This window comes from Megasphaera indica (genome assembly GCF_046614755.1).
Classification (GTDB): domain Bacteria; phylum Bacillota; class Negativicutes; order Veillonellales; family Megasphaeraceae; genus Megasphaera; species Megasphaera intestinihominis.
Map to the genome: position 1 here is coordinate 1 of NZ_JBKKJR010000029.1, position 21,047 is coordinate 21,047.

Sequence of the window (21,047 nt, forward strand, 5' to 3'; positions counted from 1 at the left end):
GTTGGAAAAGTCCTGTCCAATACAGAATTTTCCGACAGACAGCATAAAAAAGTAACGAGACAGTAAAAACAGTCTCGTTACCAAGGTCTAACTTTTTGGGGTCACATCACAATCTCCATGCGGTATCCCTTTTTTTAGTGGCTCGTTGTTCGTGGTTTGTAAAAAAATGGGCGCCTTAGGCGCCTTTACTAGCCACGAGCCCCTAACCCCTAACCCCTAACCCCTAATCCCTAATCCCTAATCCCTAACCCCTAACCCAGCAACTTGCGGCCTGCGCCTATTGCCATACGAAAAAAGCATATCTGGACATAAAATATAAGCGTTTTACATTCCCGTAGCCGTCTGTTAAGATAAAGGCGTAATAAGCAAGGAGAGAGGAGGTCGATGATGGAAGGGAAGGTTTGGCAGAATTTGATCGATGCCGGTTGTTCGGCGGCTTTTATCGAACAGTATGAGGCCCTGCCCGAGGAAGAGCAGTTGTCGTGCCTGCAGCGCCATCGCCGGTACTTGCTCGATGCTATTCATGACAAACAGCTTCAGCTGGACCGGCTGGATTATTTCTTATATGTGTTACGAAAAAGAGGAGACGAAGGAAAATGACTTTAGAAGAAATCAAGCAGACGAGTCCCTTTGCTATGGGCGGAGAAAACGTCGACTATGCCCAGTATTTTGATGGCACCAGTTATTTGAACATGTTGTCCCTGAAACAGGTCGTCGTCGGCAACGTCACTTTTGAACCGGCATGCCGCAATCATTGGCACATCCACCATGCCAGCCAGGGCGGCGGTCAGATGCTGTTAGTCACGGCCGGCCGCGGCTGGTATCAGGAATGGGGGAAACCGGCCCAGGCCCTCCACGCCGGCGATGTCGTCCACATCCCGGCCAACGTCAAGCATTGGCACGGTGCTGCCAAGGACAGTGCCTTCCAGCATCTGGCCATTGAAGTCGACGGGACCGATACGAGTACGGAATGGTGTGAAGCCGTAGCGGAGGCCGATTATGATGCCCTTCCGTAAGCACTTCTTAGCGGCCGGGCTCATGGTCCTGGCGGGAATCGGTTTTTTGGGAACAGGAGATGCATATGCTATGAATACGACTGATAATCAAGCGAAAAAAGCTGTCAAGATCGTGCAGACTGCAGGGCGGCAGCAGCTGGGGACCTTTGCCCCGGATTTTGCCCGCTATAACGACGATATCCTCTTTGGCGAAGTGTGGAGCAAGAATGATGTCCTGCCCCTCAAAGAGCGGAGCATCGTCACCGTCTCGGCCCTCATCGCCCAGGGCATTACCGATAGTTCTCTGAAATACCATATGGAAACGGCCAAGAAAAATGGCGTCACTAAGGATGAAATGGCCGAAATCATTACACAGCTCGCCTTTTACAGCGGCTGGCCCAAGGCCTGGGCGGCCTTCGGCTATGCCAAGGAAGTCTACGGGGAGTAAATGTCTCTATTTGAAATAATCAGGAGGTAAAAAGAAGATGATGAAGAAAATTTTAATGCTTGCCCTGAGCAGTCTCATGGTCCTGGGCCTGGCTGCCTGTGGCAATACGAACGGCGCCGATGCGTCTTCCAGCGCCTCAAAAAAGACGGATGCGGCGGCCCAGGCCCCGGCCAAGGGCAATGGCAAGACGCTGGTCGTTTACTTTTCGGCCGGCGGCCATACCAAGAATGTAGCCAATTACATTGCCAAAGCGACCAACGGCGACGTTATGGAACTGAAACCGGTCCAGGAATATACCGAAGCCGACATGGATTACAACAATAAAGACAGCCGGACTTCGCGCGAACACGATGATGCCAGCCTGCGCGACATCCCTCTGGTCAAGGATAAGGCAGACAACTGGGAAGGCTACGATACGGTCTTCATCGGATATCCTATCTGGTGGGGGATCGCTGCCTGGCCGGTAGATACTTTCGTCAAACACAATGACTTCAGTGGCAAGACGGTCATCCCCTTTGCCACGTCGGCCAGCTCCGGCCTCGGCGACAGCGGCAGACAGCTGCAGCAGATGGCTGGTACGGGCAACTGGCTGGAAGGTAAACGCTTCCCGTCCAATGTGTCGGAAAGTACGGTCCAGCAGTGGGTCCAGAGCCTGAATCGTTGATAGAAAAAGAAGTATAGGGAAAAAGCATTGATTAATGAAATACATAGGCATTTGTTATTTAATGGATAACCAAGTATACTGTAATCAAGCAATAGATAGAGATTCAAGAGCGTTGAAAAAGGAGTATATAACATGAAAAAACATCAGAAAGCCTTATTAGTAGCGGCTGCTTTGGTTGTCAGTACCTTTACTTTTTCTGGATTCGGCACGGGTGCCGCATATGCGGCGACGCCGGCAGCGGTTTTGCAGACGGAATCGCAGATGAAACCGTCTTCCATCAGCGAATTAACGAATGATACACGGGTATTCAAAGTTGACCCCAAGATTGAAGTGAAGAATGTCCGCTTTCAGAACCGTTATGGTTTTGACGTCGCTGGCCACCTTTATTTGCCGAAAAACTTCAATGCCCAGAAGCAATATAAGGCCGTCGTCGTTTCAGGGCCTTTCGGCGCTGTCAAAGAACAATCTTCCGGCTTATATGCCCAGGAAATGGCGAAACACGGATATGTCGCTGTCGCCTTTGATCCGTCCATGACTGGGGAAAGCGGGGGAACGCGCCGTAATATGGCTTCGCCTGATATCTTTGCAGAAGATTATAGTGCCGCTGTCGATTTCATCAGCAATTTGAAATTCGTCAATCCCGATAAAGTAGGGGCTATCGGCATCTGCGGCCTGTCCGGTATGGCCTTGACGGCGGCTGCCAATGACACGCGCATCAAGGCCGTCGCGACTTCAGCGATGTATGATATGTCCGACAGTATCCGCAATCACTATCAGGGAGATTACTATACGCCGGAACAGCGGGAAAAAGTGAAGGAACATTTGGCCGTTATGCGGGATAAAGAAGCAAAAGAAGGTCAGCCTATCCCGGGTTCGCATGAACTGGCCGTCGACGCCCAGGGACATGTCGTTTCTCATGACACGATGTTCCCGGACAAGCTGCCTGACGATGCCAATGATGTCGTCAAAGGCTTCTATGATTACTATGTAGGCCGGGCCTATCATCCGCGTTCCATCAATTCCAATACACTGGCCTGGGATTCGACGACGCCTTATGGGTTCTTCAACTTCTCTCTCATGGAACACATTAACGAAATCAGTCCGCGCCCGGTCCTGCTCATTACTGGTGAGAAAGCTCACTCGAAATACTTTGCCGATGCGGCCTATGCCAAATTGAAGGCGCCGAAACGGGAAATCGTCGTTCCCGGGGCTACGCACACCGATTTATATGACCAGATGGATAAGATTCCTTTTGCCGATTTGGTCCAATTTTTTGACGATGCCTTGAAATAAAGGTAAAAACATCAGAAAGGAGCCTTTATATGATATCTTTATCGCAGGCCTTGAAGCGATGGGACCGGGAGCCGGTCATCGGCACGACAGCAGGCGAAATCGAAACGATGCGATTTTACAGCCGGCAGGCCCAGAAGATTACTATGGAAATCAATACACAGTACCACGAACCGGAAGAGCTGCGCCAACTTTTTTCACGGCTCATCGGCCGTCCTGTCGATGATACCTTTGCCTTCTTTCCACCATTTTATACGGATTTTGGCAAGAATATCCATATTGGCAAGCATGTCTTCTTCAATAGCGGCTGCAAGTTCCAGGACCAGGGCGGCATTTTCATCGGTGATAATGTCCTCATCGGCCATAATGTCGTCCTGGCTACGCTCAATCATCATCCTGACCCGGATAAACGGAGTGAGCTCATGCCCGGCCGGATCGTCCTGGAAGAAGGCGCCTGGATTGGGGCCAATGCGACCATAACGGCTGGCGTCACTGTCGGCCGTTATGCCATCGTCGCAGCCGGTGCCGTTGTGAACCGGGACGTCCCGCCATATACCGTCGTCGGCGGCGTACCGGCTCACTTCATCAAAAACATTGAACATTGAGGTTTTACGGCGGGCTTATTTTTTCCGCCTCTTCCTTCAGGAGATGGATGAATTGCTGGGTCCCTTTGGAAAATAATTGGAATCGTTTCCATACGATGAACAAGGTATCTTCCAACAACGGGTCCAGGAGGCGGAAGCAGAGCGCCGGGTCATGGGGCGGCACGTTGATGATTTTTTCCAGCATGATGCAGGACCCCAGCCCTTCGCGGACCATGAGGGACGCATTATAGGCCAGATTGTAAGTCGCCTGGATGTGCAGTTCGGCAAAGGGCTTTTTTATCCATGTCTGCAATTTGTTACCGTGGCTGTTGGCTTGTAATACCTGCTGGGACAGGATGAGGTTTTCCGTCCATAAGTCTTGCGGATGGATTACTTCCCTGGCTGCCAGCGGATGGCTGCGCTGCAGGAGGAGGCCCCAGTGGTCAGTGTATGGGCAGGACAGGACCTCATATTTTTCCGTATCGACATGGCCGTAGATGACGGCGACGTCGATGAGGCCTTTGTCCAGGGCTTCCATGATGGCTTGACCGTCGCCGCTGGTAACGTGGAAATGGAGGTTCTTATAGCGGCTTTGCAGCTTATGGGCTGTCTGCATGATGAAGCGGACACTGTCGGCTTCGGCCGAGCCGATGCGGATATTGCCATTCAGTTCCGTATCGTCGCTGCGCAGCTCCTCTTCCGTATGACTGGCCAGGGAGAGGATTTCTTCAGCCCGCTTTTTCAGGAATAAGCCTTCTTCGGTGAGCGTAATGCGTCGGGGGCCGCGGATCATCAGTTCTTTTCCCATCATCTCTTCCATGTCGCGCAGCTGCCGCGACAGCGTCGGCTGGGATAGGTGCAGGGCCTCGGCAGCATGGGTGATACTTTCTTCGCGGGCGACGGTGAGGAAATAATTGAGTACCCGTAAATCTAACATCCGAATCAGTCCTTTCCTTGCCAATGGATTTTTTCTTTCAGGCCCTTCAAAAAGGCTTCGCACGTCGGTGACAGGAGTTGGTATTTTTTCCAGGCCACGAGACACGAGAAGGTGACGGCTGGTTCCAGGGGGACGAAGGCCAGGTCCGGCGTATGGAGCTGGAAGAGCTCGTCGATGCCGAGGGCACTGGTAATGCCCGTCCGGATGAGCTGGGCCGCATTGGCGATGAGGTCGAATTTTCCGACGACCTTCAAGTCTTCGGCCGTTACGCTTCCTTGCGACCACTGACGGATATCGAAGGTTGCCGTAGCAGTCCGTGACGAGACGAGCAGGGGAATCTGGCTCAAGGTGTCGGCCGTGATGGCTGGCAGCCGGGCCCAGGGCGTATCGCTGCGGGTGATGATGCCGACCCGGTTGCTTTCAGGCAGACGCAGGAATTCGTATTTTTCCGGATTGAAAGGCTCGATGAAGAGGGCGAAGTCGATGAGGCCGCGGGAGAGTTTCTCTTCGACCGTATCGGCGTTACCCGTAAAGAGTTCACACGTAATGCCCGGATGTTTCCGCTGCAGTTTGGCAAAGGTGTCGGTCAGGAAGTGCATGACTGGTGTTTCGCCGGCACCGATGCGGATACAGCCCGTCAGTTCCGGCTGGTCGTCGCTGATTTCGGCTTTCGTCTGCTGGACGAGGGACACGATTTCCTCGGCCCGCTGGCGCAGGCGGATGCCTTCTTCCGTGAGCAGTGTACTGCGGTTGGTCCGGATGAAAAGCTGCTTGCCCAATTCCTTTTCCAGATCGGCCATCTGCCGGGACAACGTCGGCTGTGTGATATGCAGCATATTGGCTGCACCGGTCATATTCTGTTCCCTGGCGACGGCCAGGAAGTATTGCAGTGTCCGTATTTCCATGGGGTTCCTCCTGGGGGTATGGATTTTCTTTAGTATACGACTTTTGAAAGGGCCTTACAACAAAAGTTTCATGCCAAAAATGACATGAAACTGTAACCGTTGCCATATTGTGGTAGTACTTTCTCCGGAGTATAATAAATCATTATTATTTTAGATTTATTGCTTCGGGGGAGGCTTTTCTTATGGATTCGATAGTGAATACTTTTTCTTTTGAATTGGAACATGGCGGGCCGCACGTTCATTTCCTGGCCTTTCTTTTATTCATCTTCATTGGCATTGTCATCCTGCACGGCGTCTTCCGGATTGTCATCGAAGTGCTGAGCCGTGTGACGAAAGTCCCGCGTGACAGCTGGCGCAATATCTTCCGCTTCATGCCGACCCTGCTGGGCATCCTCTTGGGCATCCAGCTGACTAAGGATATCCTCAATCTGCCCGATGTTGTCCAGAATATTCTATCCTACCATTATCACAGCGTCGTCATCATTACGGTGACTTTCTTCTGTGCCCATACGGTATCGTCTTTCTTGAAGGACAAACTGTCCAAGAGCGGCGATAAAGCGGCGACGACGTCCATCTTGACGACTGTCGTCGACCTGGGCGTCTACATGGTGGGCATCCTCTTCATTCTCAGTTCCTACGGCATTTCCATTTCACCGCTCCTGACAGCGCTCGGCGCCGGCGGCCTGGCATCGGCCCTGGCCTTGCAGGATACACTGGCCAACCTCTTTTCCGGCATTACGACCCTCGTGTCCAAACAGGTCCACATGGGCGATTATATCCGCCTGGCCAGCGGCGAAGCCGGCCGCGTCGTCGACATGAACTGGCGCAATACGACAATCCGTACGGCGACGGGGAATATGGTCATCGTCCCCAACAAGAGCATTGCCACGGCGACGCTGACCAACTACGAACAGCCTTTGGCAGAATGTACCATTTCCATTCCCTTGACCATTACCTATGACAATGACCTGCAGCGTGTCGAAGACGTCACCCTCGGCGTGGCCCGGCACATCCTCGACCACAGTGAATACGGCGTCACCGGCTTCGAGCCCCTCGTCCGCTATGACCAGATGGGGGAATACGGCATTTCCTTCAAAGTCGTCCTGCGTATCCGCAACATCGTCGACGAAGCCGTCCTCAAGCACCAGTTCATCAAAAGCATCTACACGACCTATAAAAAAGAAAACATCCAGCTCCTCATCCGCCACGACTAACGCATATAGTTTGCTGTTTGTAGGGGCTCGCACGTGCCTTTTCAGCCCATCAGGCCATGACTACAAGGAATGGCCTGATGGTTGCTGAAACGGACCGCTGTAGAGGGCGAGCCCGCCAGGTATATGTGGGATACTTGTGAACTGGATTTGCGTGAACGGGCGCCCCACGTGGTCGCCCCTACAGAAAAAGAGGCTGTCAATGCGACAGCCTCTTTTTGATATGCTATACTAAGGGAAGAAAGCATCCTTCACGAGAACGAGAGGTAATCATATTATGGAAAATACACAAAATAAGGGCCGCCGCGGCATGGATATGCTGCACGGCTCTATTGCCGACAAGTTGTTCCTTTTTGCCATGCCGATCGGCCTCATGGGCTTATTTGAACAGCTCTTCAACAGTGCCGACGTCGTCATCCTGGGGCGTTTCGTCGGCAAGAGTGCCATGGCTGCTGTCGGCAACAATATGCCTGTCATCGGCATCCTGGTCATGCTGCTCATGGGGATTTCCCTGGGGGCTAATGTCACCATTGCCCAGTATCTCGGTGCCCGCCGCGACGATAAAGTGGAACGGACGGTCCAGACAGCTATTTTGATGTCTTTTGGCCTGGGGGCCTTGCTGGCCGTCATCGGCGAACTCATCGTCTATCCGGCCTTCTGGGTCCTGGAAGTGCCGCCAGACGTCTACGACATGGCCGAACAGTATCTGCGCATCTTCCTGCTGGGCCTGCCTTTTTTGTCGCTGTATAACTTCGAGGCGGCCATCTTCCGCAGCTGCGGCGATGGCAAGACGCCGTTATACAGCCTGGTCGCAGCCAATATCGTCAATATCGTCCTCGACCTGCTGTCGGTCCTGGTCTTTGATTTCGGCCTGGCCGGCGTCGTCTGGGCGACAGTCATCGCCTTTGCCGTCAATTCGCTCATCCTCCTGGCCCTGCTGTGCCGGACGACGGACCGCATCCGCCTGGAACGCCACCACATGCGCTTTTCCCGGGAAGAACTGCATCACATCATCCGCATCGGCCTGCCTGCCGGCATCCAGGGCATGGTCTTTGCCTTGTCCAACGTCCTCATCCAATCGGCCCTGAATAGCCTGGGGACAGAAGCCATGGCGGCGTCGGCTGCGGCCTTCATCATCGAAGGCAATATCTATTGTTTCGTCAACGGCTTCAGCCAGGCGACGACGACCTTCGTCGGCCAGAACTACGGCGCCCGCAACCTGCGCCGCTGCTTCCGCATCACCAAAGTCGCCTTTGGCGTCGAAGCGGCGTTCCTACTGGTCGTCACCGTGCCGGTCCTCTTCTTTTCGCCGGAACTCATCCGCCTGTTCAACGGCGACCCGAACGTCGTCGCCTTGGGGACGAAGCGCCTCTTTTACGTCGCCGGGACGTTCTACCTCAATGGCATCATCGACATCATCTCCGGATCCCTGCGCGGCTATGGCTATTCCCTGCCGCCGGCTGTCGTCGTCCTGGTCGGCATCTGCGGCGTCCGTATCACCTGGCTGTACACCGTATTTGCCGCTCACCGCGACTTCCTGGTCCTCATGGCGGCCTACCCGGCCAGCTGGCTGGTCACGGCCATTGTCCTGACCTTCGTTTACCAGTCCTGCCGCAAGCACATCGTCCGGGGCCTGCTGAGTGAGAGGTAGCCGTTAGCCACCAGCCGCCAGCTACCAGCCGCCAGCTACTAGCCTCCAGCCGCTAGCCCCTAGCCCCTAACCCCTAGCCCCTAGCTACGCACCACTAACTGCTAACTCCTCAAGTGATGAGATGCAATCAGCCTACACTTGATTAATAACGTATACTATGATACAATCAAATCAACAAATAATTATTATTGATTACTAATTCGAAAGGGGGCATAAGATATGCGTTTTGGTGAAGGTTTTGTCGAAGAAATCAAGGATAATGGCTTGGCGAAAGTACGGGTCAGCCGCGATTCGCTCTATGTGGCTTGCAGTGTCTGCGCCGCAGCGGATCACGTCAAGCTCCTGGCCTATAATTCCATCGGCGCTGCCGAAGGCGACCACGTCCGCTATGAAGTCGATGACTCGCACCTCATTTCCGGTGCCTTTGTCTGCTTCATCCTGCCCGTCGCCATGCTGCTCATCACGGCCCTTTTAGGCTATCTCATCATAGGCCATACTGCCGGTGCCGTCGTCGGCGGCATCGCCGGACTCATCGTCTCGGCCCTGGCCGTCCGGAAATACGACCGCTCCCTGAGCCGCATCATCGATACCAAAGCCAACATCCTCAGCGTCATTGTCGATGAGGATGAAGACTGAGCCTTTCTTTTGACTGGCGATTCCCTTATACTATAAACATAGTGTAAGGGGATTTTTTTAACATCTGGAAAGGGGGAGCGGCGATGCAAGGCCTGCCTATTGGTATTGACGATTTTGCCAAAGTCCGTGAGGGAAATTATTATTTTGTCGATAAGACCCTGGCTATACGGGATTTCCTTGATAATCATGGGGAAGTACTGCTGCTGACGCGGCCGCGCCGTTTTGGCAAGACATTGTTCTTGTCCATGTTCTATTATTTTTTTGCTGCTGACCGGGAACAGGATTACCGGAAACTCTTTCGCGGCCTGGCTATTGAACGGGCTGGCGAACGGTATATGGCGGAGCAGGGGAAGCGGCCTGTCCTTTTCCTGTCTTTGAAGGATGTCAGGCACCGGACTTGGCCGGATATGGTGGAAAAATTCCGCTTTCTTCTCAGTGATTTATATGACCAATACGCGTATCTCATGGAAGTCCCCGGCTTTTCGCGGGCTGAACGGCGGTATTTTCAGCGCATCCATGACGGGCTGGCATCGCCTGTCGAAATGGAAGAGGCCCTGCGCCGCTTGATGGACATGATGAAGCGTTATCATCAGCAACCGGTAGTCCTCTTGCTGGATGAGTACGATATCCCGGTCCAGCAGGCCTGGGAGCACGGTTTTTATGATGAATGCATGGCTTTCATGCGGAATTTCCTCAGCCCTGCCCTGAAGACGAATCCGTCTTTGGATTTTGCCGTATTGACAGGCGTCCTGCGGATTGCCAAAGAAAGTATTTTCAGCGGCCTGAATAATCTGGAAGTCAGCAGTGTCATCAATGGGACCTATGCTGATTGGATCGGTTTCACGCCAGAAGAAGTACGGGTCCTGGCCCGTGCGCAGCAGCAGGACAAGGCCCTGCCCGTCCTGCGTGACTGGTATGATGGCTATTGTTTTGGCAGCCAGGAAATCTATAATCCCTGGTCGGTCTTGTGCTTTTTCAAGGAACAAGGCCAGCCGCAGCCTTATTGGGGCCATACGTCAGGCAATGTCCTGCTGGGAGAATTGTTGAAACAGACTGATCCGGTCCAGGAAGACAACCTGCTGCGCCTTATCCAGGGAGAAACTGTGACGGCCGTCCTCACAGAAAATACGATTTATCCGGAAGTTACCGATAATCCCGATGCGTTATATACTATTCTCGTGCTGGCAGGGTATTTGAAAATCGTATCCCGCCGGCTGGTCATCGATACGTGGGTGTACGTGCTGGCCATTCCCAATCGGGAAGTCCGCAGCATTTACCGCAATGAAATCCTGAGCCGTCTGAGCCCTGGGCGGACGACGTCGTATCTGATGACGACCATGGAAAACCTCATGGCAGGGAACGGGACCGCCTTTGCCAAAGGCTTGCAGGATATCCTGATGAAAGTGGCCAGTGTGTATGATACGGCCAACCGGGAGGCGTTCTATCATGGCCTGTTATTGGGGATGACGACGCTGCTGGTCCCGGAATATGAAGTAAAGTCGAATCGGGAAAGCGGGTTGGGACGTTATGACCTGGCGATTTATCCCACGCACAGTGGACAGTGTGGCGCCATTTTGGAATTCAAAGCGGCAGGTTCTTCGGATGAATTGCTGAAGAAGGCGCAGGACGCCCGCCGTCAGATCGATGAAAAGGGCTATGAAACCGATTTCAAGGACCGGGGCATTACGAAAGTCCTGAAATACGGTATCGCCTTTTACGGGAAACAGGTCGTCTTAGTGTAAAAATTGAGTCAAAAGAGGTCGAAGCCCAAGGGAAAATCTTTGTGCAACGGCCTCTTTCATGATATAATGAACATTAGTCTATTTATTTCTATTTTATGGTATGTATGGAAGACAAGGGAGGCAGTGAAGATGCGGGCAATGGGAATCGACCCGGGGACGGCTATCTGCGGTTTTGGTGTCATCGACGCCGACGGCAGCCGCCTGAAGCCGGTGACGTATGGGACCATCCAGACGACGCCGGACCATACCGATGCCGAACGGCTGGTCATGCTCTTTGACGGCCTCAATGAACTCTATCGGAAATATAAGCCCGACGTCATCGGCGTCGAGCAGCTCTTTTTTAACCGCAACGTCACGACGGCCATTACCGTCGGCCAGGCGCGGGGCATCATCCTCCTGACGGCCCAGCAGGCGGGCATCCCAATCCTGGAATTTTCACCGCTCCAGGTCAAGCAGGGTGTCACCGGCTACGGCCGGGCGACGAAGGAACAGGTCATCGACATGACCATGCGCCTTCTCGGCATCCGCCAGAAAATCAAGCCCGACGATGCGGCTGACGGCCTGGCCATGGCCATTTACGCGATTTATTCCAGTCATTCTATGAGTCTGAAAAGGAAGGTGCAGTTATGATCGGTTATCTGAAAGGCGTGATCAGCCACATCTTCGTCAATTCCTGTTTCATCGACGTCCACGGCGTCGGCTACCGGACCTATGCACCGGCTTCGACGCTGGACACGCTCTGTGTCGGCCAGGAAGCCATGCTCTATACTTATATGAGCGTCCGCGAAGACGCCATCGTCTTGTATGGCTTTGCCACGCAGGATGAATACGATTTGTTCATGCTCCTCATCGGCGTCAACGGCGTCGGCCCCAAAGTGGCCCTGGGTATCCTTAGCGCCGGCACGGCCGACGGTTTCCGCCTGGCCGTCCATCAAAAGGACATCAAGGGCCTGACCAAGATGCCCGGTATCGGCAAGAAGACGGCTGAACGCATCGTTCTGGAATTGCAGGATAAAATCGGTCCCGTCGCCAGTGAAGACTCCGGGGCTGCGGACCTGGGAAATTCGGCCGCGCCGGGCCTGTCGGGCATCCTGGCAGAAACCCTGGCGGCCCTGACCAGTCTCGGCTACAGCGAACAGGAAGTCCTGCCCGTCGCCGAATCGCACCTGGCCGGCTGTACGACTGTGGAACAGCTGCTAAAAGAGACGCTGAAGGCCTTGGGGAGCGGGAGGTAAGCCATGGAAGAAAATCGGATCATCGAGACGACAGACCTGCCGGGCGATTCCTGGCAGTACAGCCTGCGTCCTCATTATTTACGCGAATATATTGGCCAGGATAAGGTCAAGGACAATCTGGAAGTCTTCATCAAGGCGGCGAAACTGCGCAAGGAAGCGCTGGACCATGTCCTCTTGTACGGGCCGCCGGGCCTGGGCAAGACGACCATGGCCGGCATCATCGCCAATGAACTGGGCGTCAACCTGCGCATCACGTCCGGTCCGGCTATCGAACGGCCTGGCGACCTGGCCGCCCTCCTGACGAATCTTCAGGAACGGGACCTGTTGTTCATCGACGAAATCCACCGCTTGTCGCACAGCGTCGAAGAAGTCCTCTATGCGGCCATGGAAGACTATGCCCTGGATATCGTCATCGGCAAGGGCCCCAGTGCCCGGTCGGTGCGCATCGACCTGCCGCCGTTCACCCTAGTCGGGGCGACGACCCAGGTCGGCCGCCTGGCACCGCCTCTGCGCGACCGCTTCGGCGTCATCTGCCGCCTGGAATTCTATAAACCGGAGGACCTGGTCCTCATCATCAAGCGGACGGCGGATATCCTCGACATGGCCATCGATGACGACGGCGCCCTGGAAATCGCCCGCCGCTCGCGGGGGACACCGCGTATTGCCAACCGTCTCCTGAAGCGCGTCCGCGACTTCGCTCAGGTCGCCGAAGCCGCGACGATTACGGCATCTCTGGCCAATGATGCCCTGAACCGGCTGGAAGTCGATTCGTGCGGCCTCGACCGGACGGACCGCCGGGTCCTGCAGGTTATCATCGATAAATTCGGCGGCGGCCCCGTCGGCCTCGACACCATTGCCGCCGCTATCAGCGAATCCGTCGATGCCGTCGAAGACGTGTACGAACCGTTCCTGATGCAGCAGGGCTTTTTGAACCGCACGCCCCGGGGCCGCGTCGTTACCGACGCCGCCTACCGCCATCTGGGCCTGCCTGTGCCATCAGAAGGATAGGAGGGACGATTATGGCGAAATTACTCATCCTCATGGGGCTCTTTTTCATCGTCGCCGGTCTCTTATGGATGGCCGGTGATTCCCTGGGACTGGGGAATTTCCTGGGCCATCTGCCTGGCGATATTTCCTTTACCAAGGGCAACACGTCCTTCCATTTTCCCATCGTGACCTGCCTCATCATCAGTGCAGTCCTTACGATTGTCCTCAATCTCTTCTTTCGCCTGTGAGGAGGATTTTTATGTATAAAAAGAAGATAGCCCGCCTGGCCCTCTGCACGGCCCTCTGTGCCCTGGTGACGACGAGTGTCTTTGCGTCGCCGACCAAGGCCAAGGCCAAAAGCCATCCCCGCCAGCCCGTCAAAGCGGTGCGGCAGACGGCCAAGGCGCCGGCTGGATATACACATAAACAAGCCGTCCACGATAGCGCTACCCTGCGCATCGGCATCCGCGAAGGCCGGGGCAGTGTGGCCGTCACCGGGCCGCAGGGCCTGGGTGTCTATCGCGGCGACATGCTCTGGAAGAAAGCGGCGGCCAACGTGCCCGTCACCATTGCCCTGTCGGGGACGAGCCTGACCGTCAACGGCGACGTCAGTACCGTGCCGGTCCAGGTCCGGTCCCTGGTCCACGGCGGCTCCGTCAAGATCACTGATGGCTACGCCTACCGCGGCGCCCTGGAAATGATGAAATCTCCCGGCCGCTGGGGCCTGACCGTCGTCAACGTCCTGCCGGTGGAACAGTATCTCTACGGCGTCGTCGGCAAGGAAATGTCGCCGTCGTGGAGCGAAGAGGCCCTGAAGGCCCAGGCCGTCGCCGCCCGGACCTATGCCATTGCCCATAAGAGCCGCTTCAGCCAGCGCGGCTTCGACCTTACCGACGATACGTCGAGCCAGGTCTATGCCGGCATCAATGGCGAATCGCCGTCGATCATCAAGGCCGTCAATGCGACAAAAGGGGAGATAATCACTTATCAGGGCCGGCCTATCGACGCCTTTTTCTGCTCCACTGCCGGCGGCTGGACGGAAAACAGTGAAAATGTCTGGGGCTCCCATATCCCGTATCTGCGCGGTGTCAGCGATGCCAGCGATGAGATGCCGGGTTATCGCTGGGCTGTGACGACGACGCCGGAACAGATGGCGGCCAAACTGAGTGCTGCCGGCAAGGGCGTCGGCCGCATCCAGGCCATCGAGTTGTCGCCCCTGGCCAAGCGGCCCATGACGACGGCCGACCGCGGTGTTTCCGGCCGGGTCCAGTCCATGGTCGTCAAGGGGACGAAGGGCAGCGTCACCGTCAAGGGGGCGGCCTTCCAGTCCATCTTTGGCCTGCGCAGTACGCTCTTCGATTTTTACAGCGGCCGCGGTACGGCGCCGGATCCCGATTCCGGAGCTGTCGCCCGCAAGGCCGATTTCAAGGTCAAAGCCGGCCAGCCCGTGACGATTTACGGTTTCGGCTGGGGCCACGGCCTGGGCATGAGCCAGTACGGCGCCTATCAGATGGCGCGCAGCCATGCCAGTGAAAAGGATTATTACCGCAACATCCTGACCCATTACTATACGGGGACGAAGATTGAAAAATTATATTAAGCTAAAAAGAGGAAGATTATTTTGAAACTGACAGATTTTTACTACGATTTACCGAAAGAACTCATCGCCCAGCATCCGGCTGAACCGCGGGACCACGCCCGCCTCATGCTCTATGACCGTCAGACCGGCGCCATCGAACACAAGTATTTCTACGACCTTGTCGACGAACTGCACCCAGGCGACGTCCTGGTCTTCAACGATTCCCGCGTCATCCCGGCCCGGCTCCACGGCAAACGGGTGCCGACTGGCGGCAAGGTCGAAGTCCTGCTCTTGACGCCTGTCGGCGACGACCGCTGGGAAGTCCTGGTCAAGCCGGGCAAGAAGGCCCTGCCGGGGACGACGATCGAGTTTCCCGAAGGCCTGACGGGCACTGTCGAAGACCGGACCGATTTCGGCGGCCGTATCATCAAGTTCGCTTACCAGGGCAATTTCGACGACATCATCGACAAGATCGGTGAAATGCCGCTTCCGCCGTATATCCACGAAAAGATGGAAGACCCCAATGAATACCAGACGGTCTATGCCAACGAACGCGGCAGCGCAGCGGCTCCGACTGCAGGACTGCACTTTACGGAGGAACTGCTCCAGAAGATCCGCGATAAAGGCGTGGAAGAAGTCTTCGTCACTCTCCACGTCGGCTTGGGGACGTTCCGGCCGGTCGAAGAAGAAAACATCGAAGACCACCAGATGCACAGCGAATTCTACAGCATCACGCCCGAAGCGGCTGCCAAGATCAACAAGGCCAAGGCCGAAGGCCGCCGGGTCATCGCCGTCGGCACGACGAGCATCCGCACTCTGGAAAGCGCCGGCACGACAGGGACCCTGCAGGCCGGTTCGGGCTGGACGAATATCTTCATCTATCCGGGCTTCACCTTCCACATCGTCGACGCCCTAGTCACTAATTTCCATCTTCCCGAATCGACGCTGCTCATGCTCATCAGCGCCTTGTCGACGCGGGAAAAAATCTTGAAAGCCTATGAAATCGCCGTCCAGGAAAAATACCGTTTCTTCAGTTTCGGCGACGCCATGTTCATTCACTAAGGGAGGAAAAGCTATATGGTCATTACCTACGAACAGCAGGCCGAATGTGACGGCGCCCGCGCCGGGATACTGCGCACGCCGCACGGCACCTTCAAGACGCCCATGTTCATGCCTGTCGGCACGCAGGCGACGGTCAAGACGCTGACGCCGGAAGAACTCTACGATATGGGCGCCCAGGTCATTCTCAGCAATACGTACCACTTGTTCCTGCGGCCCGGCCACGATCTGGTCCAGGAAGCGGGGGGCCTGCATAAATTCATGAACTGGAAACAGGCCATCCTGACCGACAGCGGCGGCTTCCAGGTCTTCAGCCTGGGACAGATGCGCAAGATCACCGAAGAAGGTGTCACCTTCCGGTCCCACCTGGACGGGTCGAAGAAATTCCTGTCGCCGGAAGTTTCCATGGATATCCAGATGGCCCTCGATTCGGACATCGCCATGGCCTTCGACGAATGTATCCCTTATCCGTCGGACTATGAATACACCCAGATGTCGACGGAACGGACCAGCCGCTGGGCTGCGCGCTGCCTGGACCACCATCACAGCGATACGCAGGGCCTGTTCGGCATCGTCCAGGGCGGCATGTACAAGGACCTGCGCAAGCAGAGCTGCCAGGACCTGGTCGACATGGATTTCGAAGGCTATGGTATTGGCGGCTTGAGTGTTGGCGAATCTAAGGATATAATGTATGATATATTAGAGCATACGACACCGTATCTGCCGAAAAACAAGGCCCGTTACCTAATGGGCGTCGGCACGCCGGACTGCCTGCTCGAAGGCGTCGCCCGCGGCGTCGATATGTTTGACTGCGTCTTCCCGACGCGCGTTGCCCGCAACGGCATGGCCATGACCCATACGGGCCGCCTGACCGTGCGCAACGCCAAGTATGCCCACGATTTCCATCCCATTGAAGAAGGCTGTCAGTGTTATACGTGCCGCAACTATTCGCGCGCCTATATCCGCCATCTCTTCAAGGCCGAAGAACTCCTGGCATACCGCCTGGTCAGCATCCACAACCTGTACTTCCTGCTGCAGTTCATGCGGGATATGCGCCAGTCCATCTTCGACGGCACGTTCCGCCGGTTCCGCCAGGATTTCTGGAAACGTTATCAAGACGCGTAAGCGCTTGCATATAGACTATTTTTTATTTCACGGAGGTGTAAGACATGGATATTATGGAACAGCTCAATGCTTTTTGGCCCATTATCCTCATGGTCGTCATTTTCTACTTTCTCTTATGGCGTCCGCAGAAGAAACAGCAGAAAAAACGGCAGGAAATGCTGGAAAGCCTGAAGCCCGGTGCTAAGATCGTCACCGTCGGCGGTGTCATGGGGAATATCGTTTCCCTGCACGACGATTACCTCGTCGTCCGCATTGCTGACCGCGTCGAAATCAAAGTCACCCGCGCTGCTGTAGCCCAGGTCCTGGGCAAGGCCGAAGGCAAAAAAGCGGATAAGAAAGCGGAAAAGGCTGAAAAAGCTGCCGAAAAAGCCGCTGAAACCAAGGCAGAAGCTCCGGCTGAAGCCAAGAGCGAAGCCGCTGGCGAAACGAAAGAAGCCGAAGCCAAAGATGGCCAGTAAAAAAGAACTGCGCAAAGCCATGGATGCCCGCCTCCATGGGCTGACGGCGGAAGAAAAGGCAGCGGCCAGTGCCGCTGTCTGCGCCCGTCTGGCCGCCCTGCCGCAGTACCGCCAGGCCAGCAGTATCATGGCTTTTCTCCATATGCCCGACGAAGTCAGCCTCGATGCCCTGATCAAGGATGCCCTGGCTGCCGGCAAGGAAGTCTACGTCCCTGTCTGCGTCGATAAACAGCATATCGAAGGGCGGCGCCTGTATACGCTGGAACAGGCTGTCTGCGGCGCCTACGGCATCCGGACGGCACCGCCGGACAATCCGCGCATCGAAGCCGATGAGCTCGATGTCATTTTCGTGCCCGGCCTGGCTTTTGACGCCAAGGGCCACCGCCTGGGCCATGGGGCGGCCTATTATGACCGCTTCCTGGCCGGAAAGGGCGGAGTAGCCGCGATTGCTGCAGCCTGGGATGTCCAGATCATCCCCGACGTGCCCGTCGAAGCCCATGACGTCATCATGACCGATATCGTCACGGACAAACAGCATCTCATTATCCATCCATAAAAAAACTATTGAAGATTACCCAGAGGGGGGAGTATTGTTGCGGACTCGTAACATGATAAAATTTTTCGGGGCAGTCATCATCATCCTGGCCGCCTTTGTTACCTTGATTTATCCGCTTGCCAACTCCATCAAACAGGGCCTGGACTTACAGGGCGGTACGCATATCGTCCTGGAAGCCGAAGATACGCCGGACGCTCCGGTTACGGAAGACTCCTTGAGCCGTGCCGTCACCATCGTCGAACGCCGTATCAATGAAATGGGCCTGACCGAACCGCTTGTCCAGAAGGAAGGCGCCCGCCGTATCATCGTCGAGCTGCCCGGTGAAAAGAATCCGGAAAAAGCCATCGAGACAATCGGGAAAACGGCTGTCATGGAGTTCAAGGATGAAAGCGGCACGACCCGTATGACCGGGAATGATCTGAAGACTGCCAAGGAACAGATCGACCAGGGCCATAAGAATGTCGTCGCCATTGAATTTACCGACGAAGGGGCGAAGAAGTTCGCCGACCTGACGGCGTCCAATGTAGGCCATAAAATCGGCATCTACCTCGACGGTGAATTGCTCACCAATCCGGTCGTCAACGAACCGATTACCGGAGGTAAAGCTGTCATCACGGGCAGCAAGACCCTGGAAGACGCCAAGAACCTGGCTATCCTCCTGCGTTCCGGTGCCCTGCCTGTCAAATTGAAAGTCATGGAAGTCCGCACCATCGGCCCGAGCCTGGGCCTCGACTCCAAGATCAAGAGTGAAAAGGCCTTTGCCATCGGCATCATCCTGATCATGATCTTCTTAATCGTCATTTACCGTATGTCCGGCGTCGTAGCCAACATCGCCCTGCTGGTTTACGTCCTCATCCTGCTGGGCATCCTGAAATACCTCGACGCGACACTAACCCTGCCGGGCATTGCCGGTATCATCTTGTCCATGGGGTTCGCCGTCGATGCCAACATCCTTATCTTTGAACGGTTCAAGGAAGAAGTCCTCGTCGGCAAGAGCCTGAGGACGTCTATGGAAGCCGGTTTCCGCCGGGCCTTCAACACCATCCTCGATGCCAACGTGTCGGTCATGATCGCCGCCATCGTCCTCATCGTCATGGGCAGCGGCACGGTCAAAGGCTTTGCCGTCAACCTGGCATTGGGCCTTGTGGTCAGCATGTTCACGGCCATCGTCGTCAGCCGGTCCCTGCTCACGTGGTTCATCAATACAGGCCTCATCACCAATCCCTGGTTCTACGGCCTGAACCGCAAACCGCCTGAACATATGTTGAAAAAGGGGGGACAGAAATGAGTTTTGATATTGTCAAACATCGCGTATGGTGGTTCACCTTATCGTCTGTCCTCGTCATTGCCAGCTTGATCTCTATTTTCATCAACGGCTTCAACTTCGGCATCGACTACACGGGCGGCACGATCCTCGATATGCAGTTCAATAAAGCCGTCACCGTTTCTGAAGTCCGCCAGGTCATCGACAATGCCGACATGGACCTGGGCAACACGGTCATCCAGCTGACAGGCGTCACCGACCAGGATTCGTCGACTGATGTCATGCTGCGCATGCGCAACCTGTCCAGTGACGAAAGCAAGGCCGTCTCGGATAAACTGAGCGGGGCTTTAGGCGGGGCTGAAATCAAGCGGACCGAATCGGTCGGCGCCGTCATCGGCTCGGAAGTCACGAAAAATGCCGTTACCAGCCTGGCTGTGGCTTTCATCGCCCTGGCTGCGTACATTTCCTTCCGCTTTGAATATAAGATCGCTATTTCGGCCTTAGTGTCGATCCTGCACGACTTGATCATGGTCCTGGGCTTCTTCTCGTTCTTCCATCTGGAAATCGACGCGTCCTTCCTGGCGGCCATCCTGACGGTCGTCGGCTACTCCATGAACGAAGCCGTCGTCATCTTCGACCGCGTCCGTGAAAACACGCGGACCCACCGCCGGACGGACTCGTATGAAAAACTGGCCCATGACAGTATCGCCCAGAGTATCCATCGCAGTATCTATACCCTGACGACAGTACTCTTCGCCTGCGGTGCCCTGCACTTCTTTGGCGGCGATTCGACGAAGAACTTCTCCCTGGTCATGCTCATCGGCTTCATCAGCGGGGCTTATTCGTCCATCTGCGTCGATACGTCCCTGTGGGTCGTATGGAAGAACCATACCTCTCATAAACGCGGTCCCCACGCCGTAGAAGCAGAACCGGCAGAAACAGAAGAATAACATAAAAGGCTTGTCGTCGTGCGACAAGCCTTTTAAAGCTGTTAGGGGTTAGCAGTTAGCTGTTAGCGGATGGTTTTTATTTTAAAAATTTCACTGTTGTAGGGGCCGTCCCAAAGGGCGGCCCGCCACGAACCACGAACCACGAGCCACGAACCCCTATCCCTAAAACAAGGAGGAATCACGATGTTTAAAATCAATGCTTTGGGCAAAGCCTGCCCGCTCCCGGTCATTGAAGCCCACAAGGCTTTGAAGGACCACGATGCTGTCGAAATCACTGTCGACAACGAAATCGCTACGGAAAACCTCAAGAATTTATCCCAGGAAATGAACTGCTCCTATACGATGAGCCAGGAATCGGATACGCATTACACGGTCCGCCTGGTCAAGGAAGGGGCCGATGTCAGTGAAGACGAAGGGTCGGTTACGTCGGGCTCGGACTACACGGTCGTCATCAATGCACCCGTCATGGGCGTCGGCGACGATCAGCTGGGCAAGAACCTGCTTAAGACCTTCATCTACACCCTGACCGAACAGGATGTCCTGCCGAAACGGGTCATCTTCTACAACGGCGGTGTCCCCTTGGTCACGGAAGGTTCGGAATCGCTGGAAGATTTGAAGAACCTCGAAGCCCATGGCGTCGAAATCTACGCCTGCGGTGCCTGCCTCAACTACTATGGCCTGACCGACAAGGTCGCCGTCGGCTCCATTACCAATATGTTCCGTATCGTCGAAATGATGCGCACGGCCAACCGCATCGTCAAACCATAGGCC

24 protein-coding genes are annotated in these 21,047 nt (G+C 55.3%); 22 read left to right on the plus strand and 2 right to left on the minus strand.

The window, feature by feature from the left end; genetic code table 11:
• The first annotated feature begins 384 nt into the window (after positions 1 to 384).
• From ACFCTO_RS11340 to ACFCTO_RS11365, 6 genes are all read left to right on the plus strand, one after another.
• Positions 385 to 600, plus strand: a complete 216-nt coding sequence (locus ACFCTO_RS11340; protein WP_054336941.1) for a hypothetical protein — start codon at positions 385 to 387, stop codon at positions 598 to 600.
• Positions 597 to 1,016, plus strand: a complete 420-nt coding sequence (locus tag ACFCTO_RS11345) for a cupin domain-containing protein (protein ID WP_298675968.1) — start codon at positions 597 to 599, stop codon at positions 1,014 to 1,016. The genes ACFCTO_RS11340 and ACFCTO_RS11345 overlap by 4 nt, the downstream gene beginning before the upstream one ends.
• A gap of 70 nt (positions 1,017 to 1,086) precedes the next feature.
• A complete protein-coding gene (locus ACFCTO_RS11350) occupies positions 1,087 to 1,443 on the plus strand; it encodes a carboxymuconolactone decarboxylase family protein (RefSeq protein WP_292262183.1) in 357 nt (118 codons plus the stop codon).
• Between the two features lie 37 nt (positions 1,444 to 1,480).
• A complete protein-coding gene (locus tag ACFCTO_RS11355) occupies positions 1,481 to 2,107 on the plus strand; it encodes a flavodoxin (protein WP_499876911.1) in 627 nt (208 codons plus the stop codon).
• Between the two features lie 132 nt (positions 2,108 to 2,239).
• The gene (locus tag ACFCTO_RS11360) at positions 2,240 to 3,400 is read left to right on the plus strand and encodes an alpha/beta hydrolase (protein ID WP_481325549.1); all 1,161 of its coding nucleotides are present in this window, start codon (positions 2,240 to 2,242) and stop codon (positions 3,398 to 3,400) included.
• Between the two features lie 29 nt (positions 3,401 to 3,429).
• Positions 3,430 to 4,002, plus strand: coding sequence for a DapH/DapD/GlmU-related protein (locus tag ACFCTO_RS11365; protein ID WP_499876912.1), 573 nt, complete (start codon positions 3,430 to 3,432; stop codon positions 4,000 to 4,002).
• A 4-nt stretch (positions 4,003 to 4,006) separates the two neighbouring features.
• Here ACFCTO_RS11365 and ACFCTO_RS11370 read toward each other — a convergent pair whose 3' ends face one another.
• Together ACFCTO_RS11370 and ACFCTO_RS11375 are read right to left on the minus strand one after the other, a co-directional pair.
• Positions 4,007 to 4,918: a LysR family transcriptional regulator gene (locus ACFCTO_RS11370; protein ID WP_499876913.1), complete on the minus strand. Its 912-nt coding sequence runs from the start codon at positions 4,916 to 4,918 to the stop codon at positions 4,007 to 4,009.
• Between the two features lie 5 nt (positions 4,919 to 4,923).
• Positions 4,924 to 5,823 carry a LysR family transcriptional regulator gene (locus tag ACFCTO_RS11375; RefSeq protein WP_481325547.1) on the minus strand — a complete coding sequence of 300 codons (900 nt, stop codon included), beginning with the start codon at positions 5,821 to 5,823 and terminating at the stop codon, positions 4,924 to 4,926.
• Positions 5,824 to 6,005: 182 nt separating this feature from the next.
• Between ACFCTO_RS11375 and ACFCTO_RS11380 the strand changes: the two genes are divergently transcribed.
• The 16 genes from ACFCTO_RS11380 to yedF all read left to right on the plus strand — a co-directional run bounded on the left by ACFCTO_RS11380 (position 6,006) and on the right by yedF (position 21,044).
• Complete coding sequence (locus ACFCTO_RS11380; RefSeq protein ID WP_499876914.1) at positions 6,006 to 7,037, plus strand: mechanosensitive ion channel family protein; 1,032 nt, start codon at positions 6,006 to 6,008, stop codon at positions 7,035 to 7,037.
• A 274-nt stretch (positions 7,038 to 7,311) separates the two neighbouring features.
• Positions 7,312 to 8,685: an MATE family efflux transporter gene (locus ACFCTO_RS11385; protein ID WP_418518916.1), complete on the plus strand. Its 1,374-nt coding sequence runs from the start codon at positions 7,312 to 7,314 to the stop codon at positions 8,683 to 8,685.
• A 219-nt stretch (positions 8,686 to 8,904) separates the two neighbouring features.
• Positions 8,905 to 9,321, plus strand: a complete 417-nt coding sequence (locus ACFCTO_RS11390) for a SoxR reducing system RseC family protein (protein ID WP_298675951.1) — start codon at positions 8,905 to 8,907, stop codon at positions 9,319 to 9,321.
• Between the two features lie 83 nt (positions 9,322 to 9,404).
• Positions 9,405 to 11,063 carry an AAA family ATPase gene (locus ACFCTO_RS11395; protein ID WP_418518265.1) on the plus strand — a complete coding sequence of 553 codons (1,659 nt, stop codon included), beginning with the start codon at positions 9,405 to 9,407 and terminating at the stop codon, positions 11,061 to 11,063.
• Between the two features lie 129 nt (positions 11,064 to 11,192).
• Positions 11,193 to 11,693, plus strand: a complete 501-nt coding sequence (gene ruvC, locus ACFCTO_RS11400) for a crossover junction endodeoxyribonuclease RuvC (protein ID WP_292261754.1) — start codon at positions 11,193 to 11,195, stop codon at positions 11,691 to 11,693.
• Positions 11,690 to 12,298 carry a Holliday junction branch migration protein RuvA gene (gene ruvA / locus ACFCTO_RS11405; protein ID WP_499876915.1) on the plus strand — a complete coding sequence of 203 codons (609 nt, stop codon included), beginning with the start codon at positions 11,690 to 11,692 and terminating at the stop codon, positions 12,296 to 12,298. The genes ruvC and ruvA overlap by 4 nt, the downstream gene beginning before the upstream one ends.
• Positions 12,299 to 12,301: 3 nt before the next feature.
• The gene (gene ruvB / locus ACFCTO_RS11410) at positions 12,302 to 13,306 is read left to right on the plus strand and encodes a Holliday junction branch migration DNA helicase RuvB (RefSeq protein WP_499876916.1); all 1,005 of its coding nucleotides are present in this window, start codon (positions 12,302 to 12,304) and stop codon (positions 13,304 to 13,306) included.
• A gap of 11 nt (positions 13,307 to 13,317) precedes the next feature.
• Complete coding sequence (locus ACFCTO_RS11415; RefSeq protein WP_292297823.1) at positions 13,318 to 13,533, plus strand: DUF2905 domain-containing protein; 216 nt, start codon at positions 13,318 to 13,320, stop codon at positions 13,531 to 13,533.
• 11 nt (positions 13,534 to 13,544) lie between these two features.
• Complete coding sequence (locus ACFCTO_RS11420) at positions 13,545 to 14,885, plus strand: SpoIID/LytB domain-containing protein (protein ID WP_499876917.1); 1,341 nt, start codon at positions 13,545 to 13,547, stop codon at positions 14,883 to 14,885.
• A gap of 21 nt (positions 14,886 to 14,906) precedes the next feature.
• Positions 14,907 to 15,926 (plus strand): tRNA preQ1(34) S-adenosylmethionine ribosyltransferase-isomerase QueA, encoded by a 1,020-nt coding sequence (queA, locus tag ACFCTO_RS11425; RefSeq protein WP_499876918.1) that lies wholly within the window; start codon positions 14,907 to 14,909, stop codon positions 15,924 to 15,926.
• Positions 15,927 to 15,941: 15 nt separating this feature from the next.
• Positions 15,942 to 17,048 carry a tRNA guanosine(34) transglycosylase Tgt gene (gene tgt / locus ACFCTO_RS11430; RefSeq protein WP_499876919.1) on the plus strand — a complete coding sequence of 369 codons (1,107 nt, stop codon included), beginning with the start codon at positions 15,942 to 15,944 and terminating at the stop codon, positions 17,046 to 17,048.
• Positions 17,049 to 17,092: 44 nt separating this feature from the next.
• Entirely contained in the window at positions 17,093 to 17,506 is a 414-nt protein-coding gene (yajC, locus tag ACFCTO_RS11435) for a preprotein translocase subunit YajC (protein ID WP_499876920.1), read from the plus strand.
• A complete protein-coding gene (locus tag ACFCTO_RS11440; RefSeq protein WP_499876921.1) occupies positions 17,496 to 18,062 on the plus strand; it encodes a 5-formyltetrahydrofolate cyclo-ligase in 567 nt (188 codons plus the stop codon). The genes yajC and ACFCTO_RS11440 overlap by 11 nt, the downstream gene beginning before the upstream one ends.
• Before the next feature lie 52 nt (positions 18,063 to 18,114).
• Positions 18,115 to 19,350 (plus strand): protein translocase subunit SecD, encoded by a 1,236-nt coding sequence (gene secD, locus ACFCTO_RS11445; RefSeq protein WP_499876922.1) that lies wholly within the window; start codon positions 18,115 to 18,117, stop codon positions 19,348 to 19,350.
• A complete protein-coding gene (gene secF / locus ACFCTO_RS11450; RefSeq protein ID WP_020311120.1) occupies positions 19,347 to 20,276 on the plus strand; it encodes a protein translocase subunit SecF in 930 nt (309 codons plus the stop codon). Before secD ends, secF begins: the two co-directional genes overlap by 4 nt.
• Positions 20,277 to 20,459: 183 nt before the next feature.
• Positions 20,460 to 21,044: a sulfurtransferase-like selenium metabolism protein YedF gene (yedF, locus tag ACFCTO_RS11455; RefSeq protein ID WP_499876923.1), complete on the plus strand. Its 585-nt coding sequence runs from the start codon at positions 20,460 to 20,462 to the stop codon at positions 21,042 to 21,044.
• Positions 21,045 to 21,047: the final 3 nt, after the last annotated feature.

Excerpts from the sequence above, each read along its gene's own strand:
- secF (WP_020311120.1), top strand. The coding sequence starts at position 19,347 with ATGAGTTTTGATATTGTCAAACATCGCGTATGGTGGTTCACCTTATCG.
- ruvC (WP_292261754.1), top strand. The coding sequence starts at position 11,193 with ATGCGGGCAATGGGAATCGACCCGGGGACGGCTATCTGCGGTTTTGGT.
- ACFCTO_RS11390 (WP_298675951.1), top strand. The coding sequence starts at position 8,905 with ATGCGTTTTGGTGAAGGTTTTGTCGAAGAAATCAAGGATAATGGCTTG.
- ruvA (WP_499876915.1), top strand. The coding sequence starts at position 11,690 with ATGATCGGTTATCTGAAAGGCGTGATCAGCCACATCTTCGTCAATTCC.
- ACFCTO_RS11340 (WP_054336941.1), top strand. The coding sequence starts at position 385 with ATGATGGAAGGGAAGGTTTGGCAGAATTTGATCGATGCCGGTTGTTCG.
- yajC (WP_499876920.1), top strand. The coding sequence starts at position 17,093 with ATGGATATTATGGAACAGCTCAATGCTTTTTGGCCCATTATCCTCATG.
- ACFCTO_RS11355 (WP_499876911.1), top strand. The coding sequence starts at position 1,481 with ATGATGAAGAAAATTTTAATGCTTGCCCTGAGCAGTCTCATGGTCCTG.
- ACFCTO_RS11395 (WP_418518265.1), top strand. The coding sequence starts at position 9,405 with ATGCAAGGCCTGCCTATTGGTATTGACGATTTTGCCAAAGTCCGTGAG.
- ACFCTO_RS11360 (WP_481325549.1), top strand. The coding sequence starts at position 2,240 with ATGAAAAAACATCAGAAAGCCTTATTAGTAGCGGCTGCTTTGGTTGTC.
- ACFCTO_RS11350 (WP_292262183.1), top strand. The coding sequence starts at position 1,087 with ATGAATACGACTGATAATCAAGCGAAAAAAGCTGTCAAGATCGTGCAG.
- ACFCTO_RS11420 (WP_499876917.1), top strand. The coding sequence starts at position 13,545 with ATGTATAAAAAGAAGATAGCCCGCCTGGCCCTCTGCACGGCCCTCTGT.
- ACFCTO_RS11345 (WP_298675968.1), top strand. The coding sequence starts at position 597 with ATGACTTTAGAAGAAATCAAGCAGACGAGTCCCTTTGCTATGGGCGGA.
- ACFCTO_RS11365 (WP_499876912.1), top strand. The coding sequence starts at position 3,430 with ATGATATCTTTATCGCAGGCCTTGAAGCGATGGGACCGGGAGCCGGTC.
- ACFCTO_RS11440 (WP_499876921.1), top strand. The coding sequence starts at position 17,496 with ATGGCCAGTAAAAAAGAACTGCGCAAAGCCATGGATGCCCGCCTCCAT.
- secD (WP_499876922.1), top strand. The coding sequence starts at position 18,115 with ATGATAAAATTTTTCGGGGCAGTCATCATCATCCTGGCCGCCTTTGTT.
- ACFCTO_RS11380 (WP_499876914.1), top strand. The coding sequence starts at position 6,006 with ATGGATTCGATAGTGAATACTTTTTCTTTTGAATTGGAACATGGCGGG.
- ACFCTO_RS11375 (WP_481325547.1), bottom strand. The coding sequence starts at position 5,823 with ATGGAAATACGGACACTGCAATACTTCCTGGCCGTCGCCAGGGAACAG.
- ACFCTO_RS11385 (WP_418518916.1), top strand. The coding sequence starts at position 7,312 with ATGGAAAATACACAAAATAAGGGCCGCCGCGGCATGGATATGCTGCAC.
- tgt (WP_499876919.1), top strand. The coding sequence starts at position 15,942 with ATGGTCATTACCTACGAACAGCAGGCCGAATGTGACGGCGCCCGCGCC.
- ACFCTO_RS11415 (WP_292297823.1), top strand. The coding sequence starts at position 13,318 with ATGGCGAAATTACTCATCCTCATGGGGCTCTTTTTCATCGTCGCCGGT.
- ACFCTO_RS11370 (WP_499876913.1), bottom strand. The coding sequence starts at position 4,918 with ATGTTAGATTTACGGGTACTCAATTATTTCCTCACCGTCGCCCGCGAA.
- ruvB (WP_499876916.1), top strand. The coding sequence starts at position 12,302 with ATGGAAGAAAATCGGATCATCGAGACGACAGACCTGCCGGGCGATTCC.
- yedF (WP_499876923.1), top strand. The coding sequence starts at position 20,460 with ATGTTTAAAATCAATGCTTTGGGCAAAGCCTGCCCGCTCCCGGTCATT.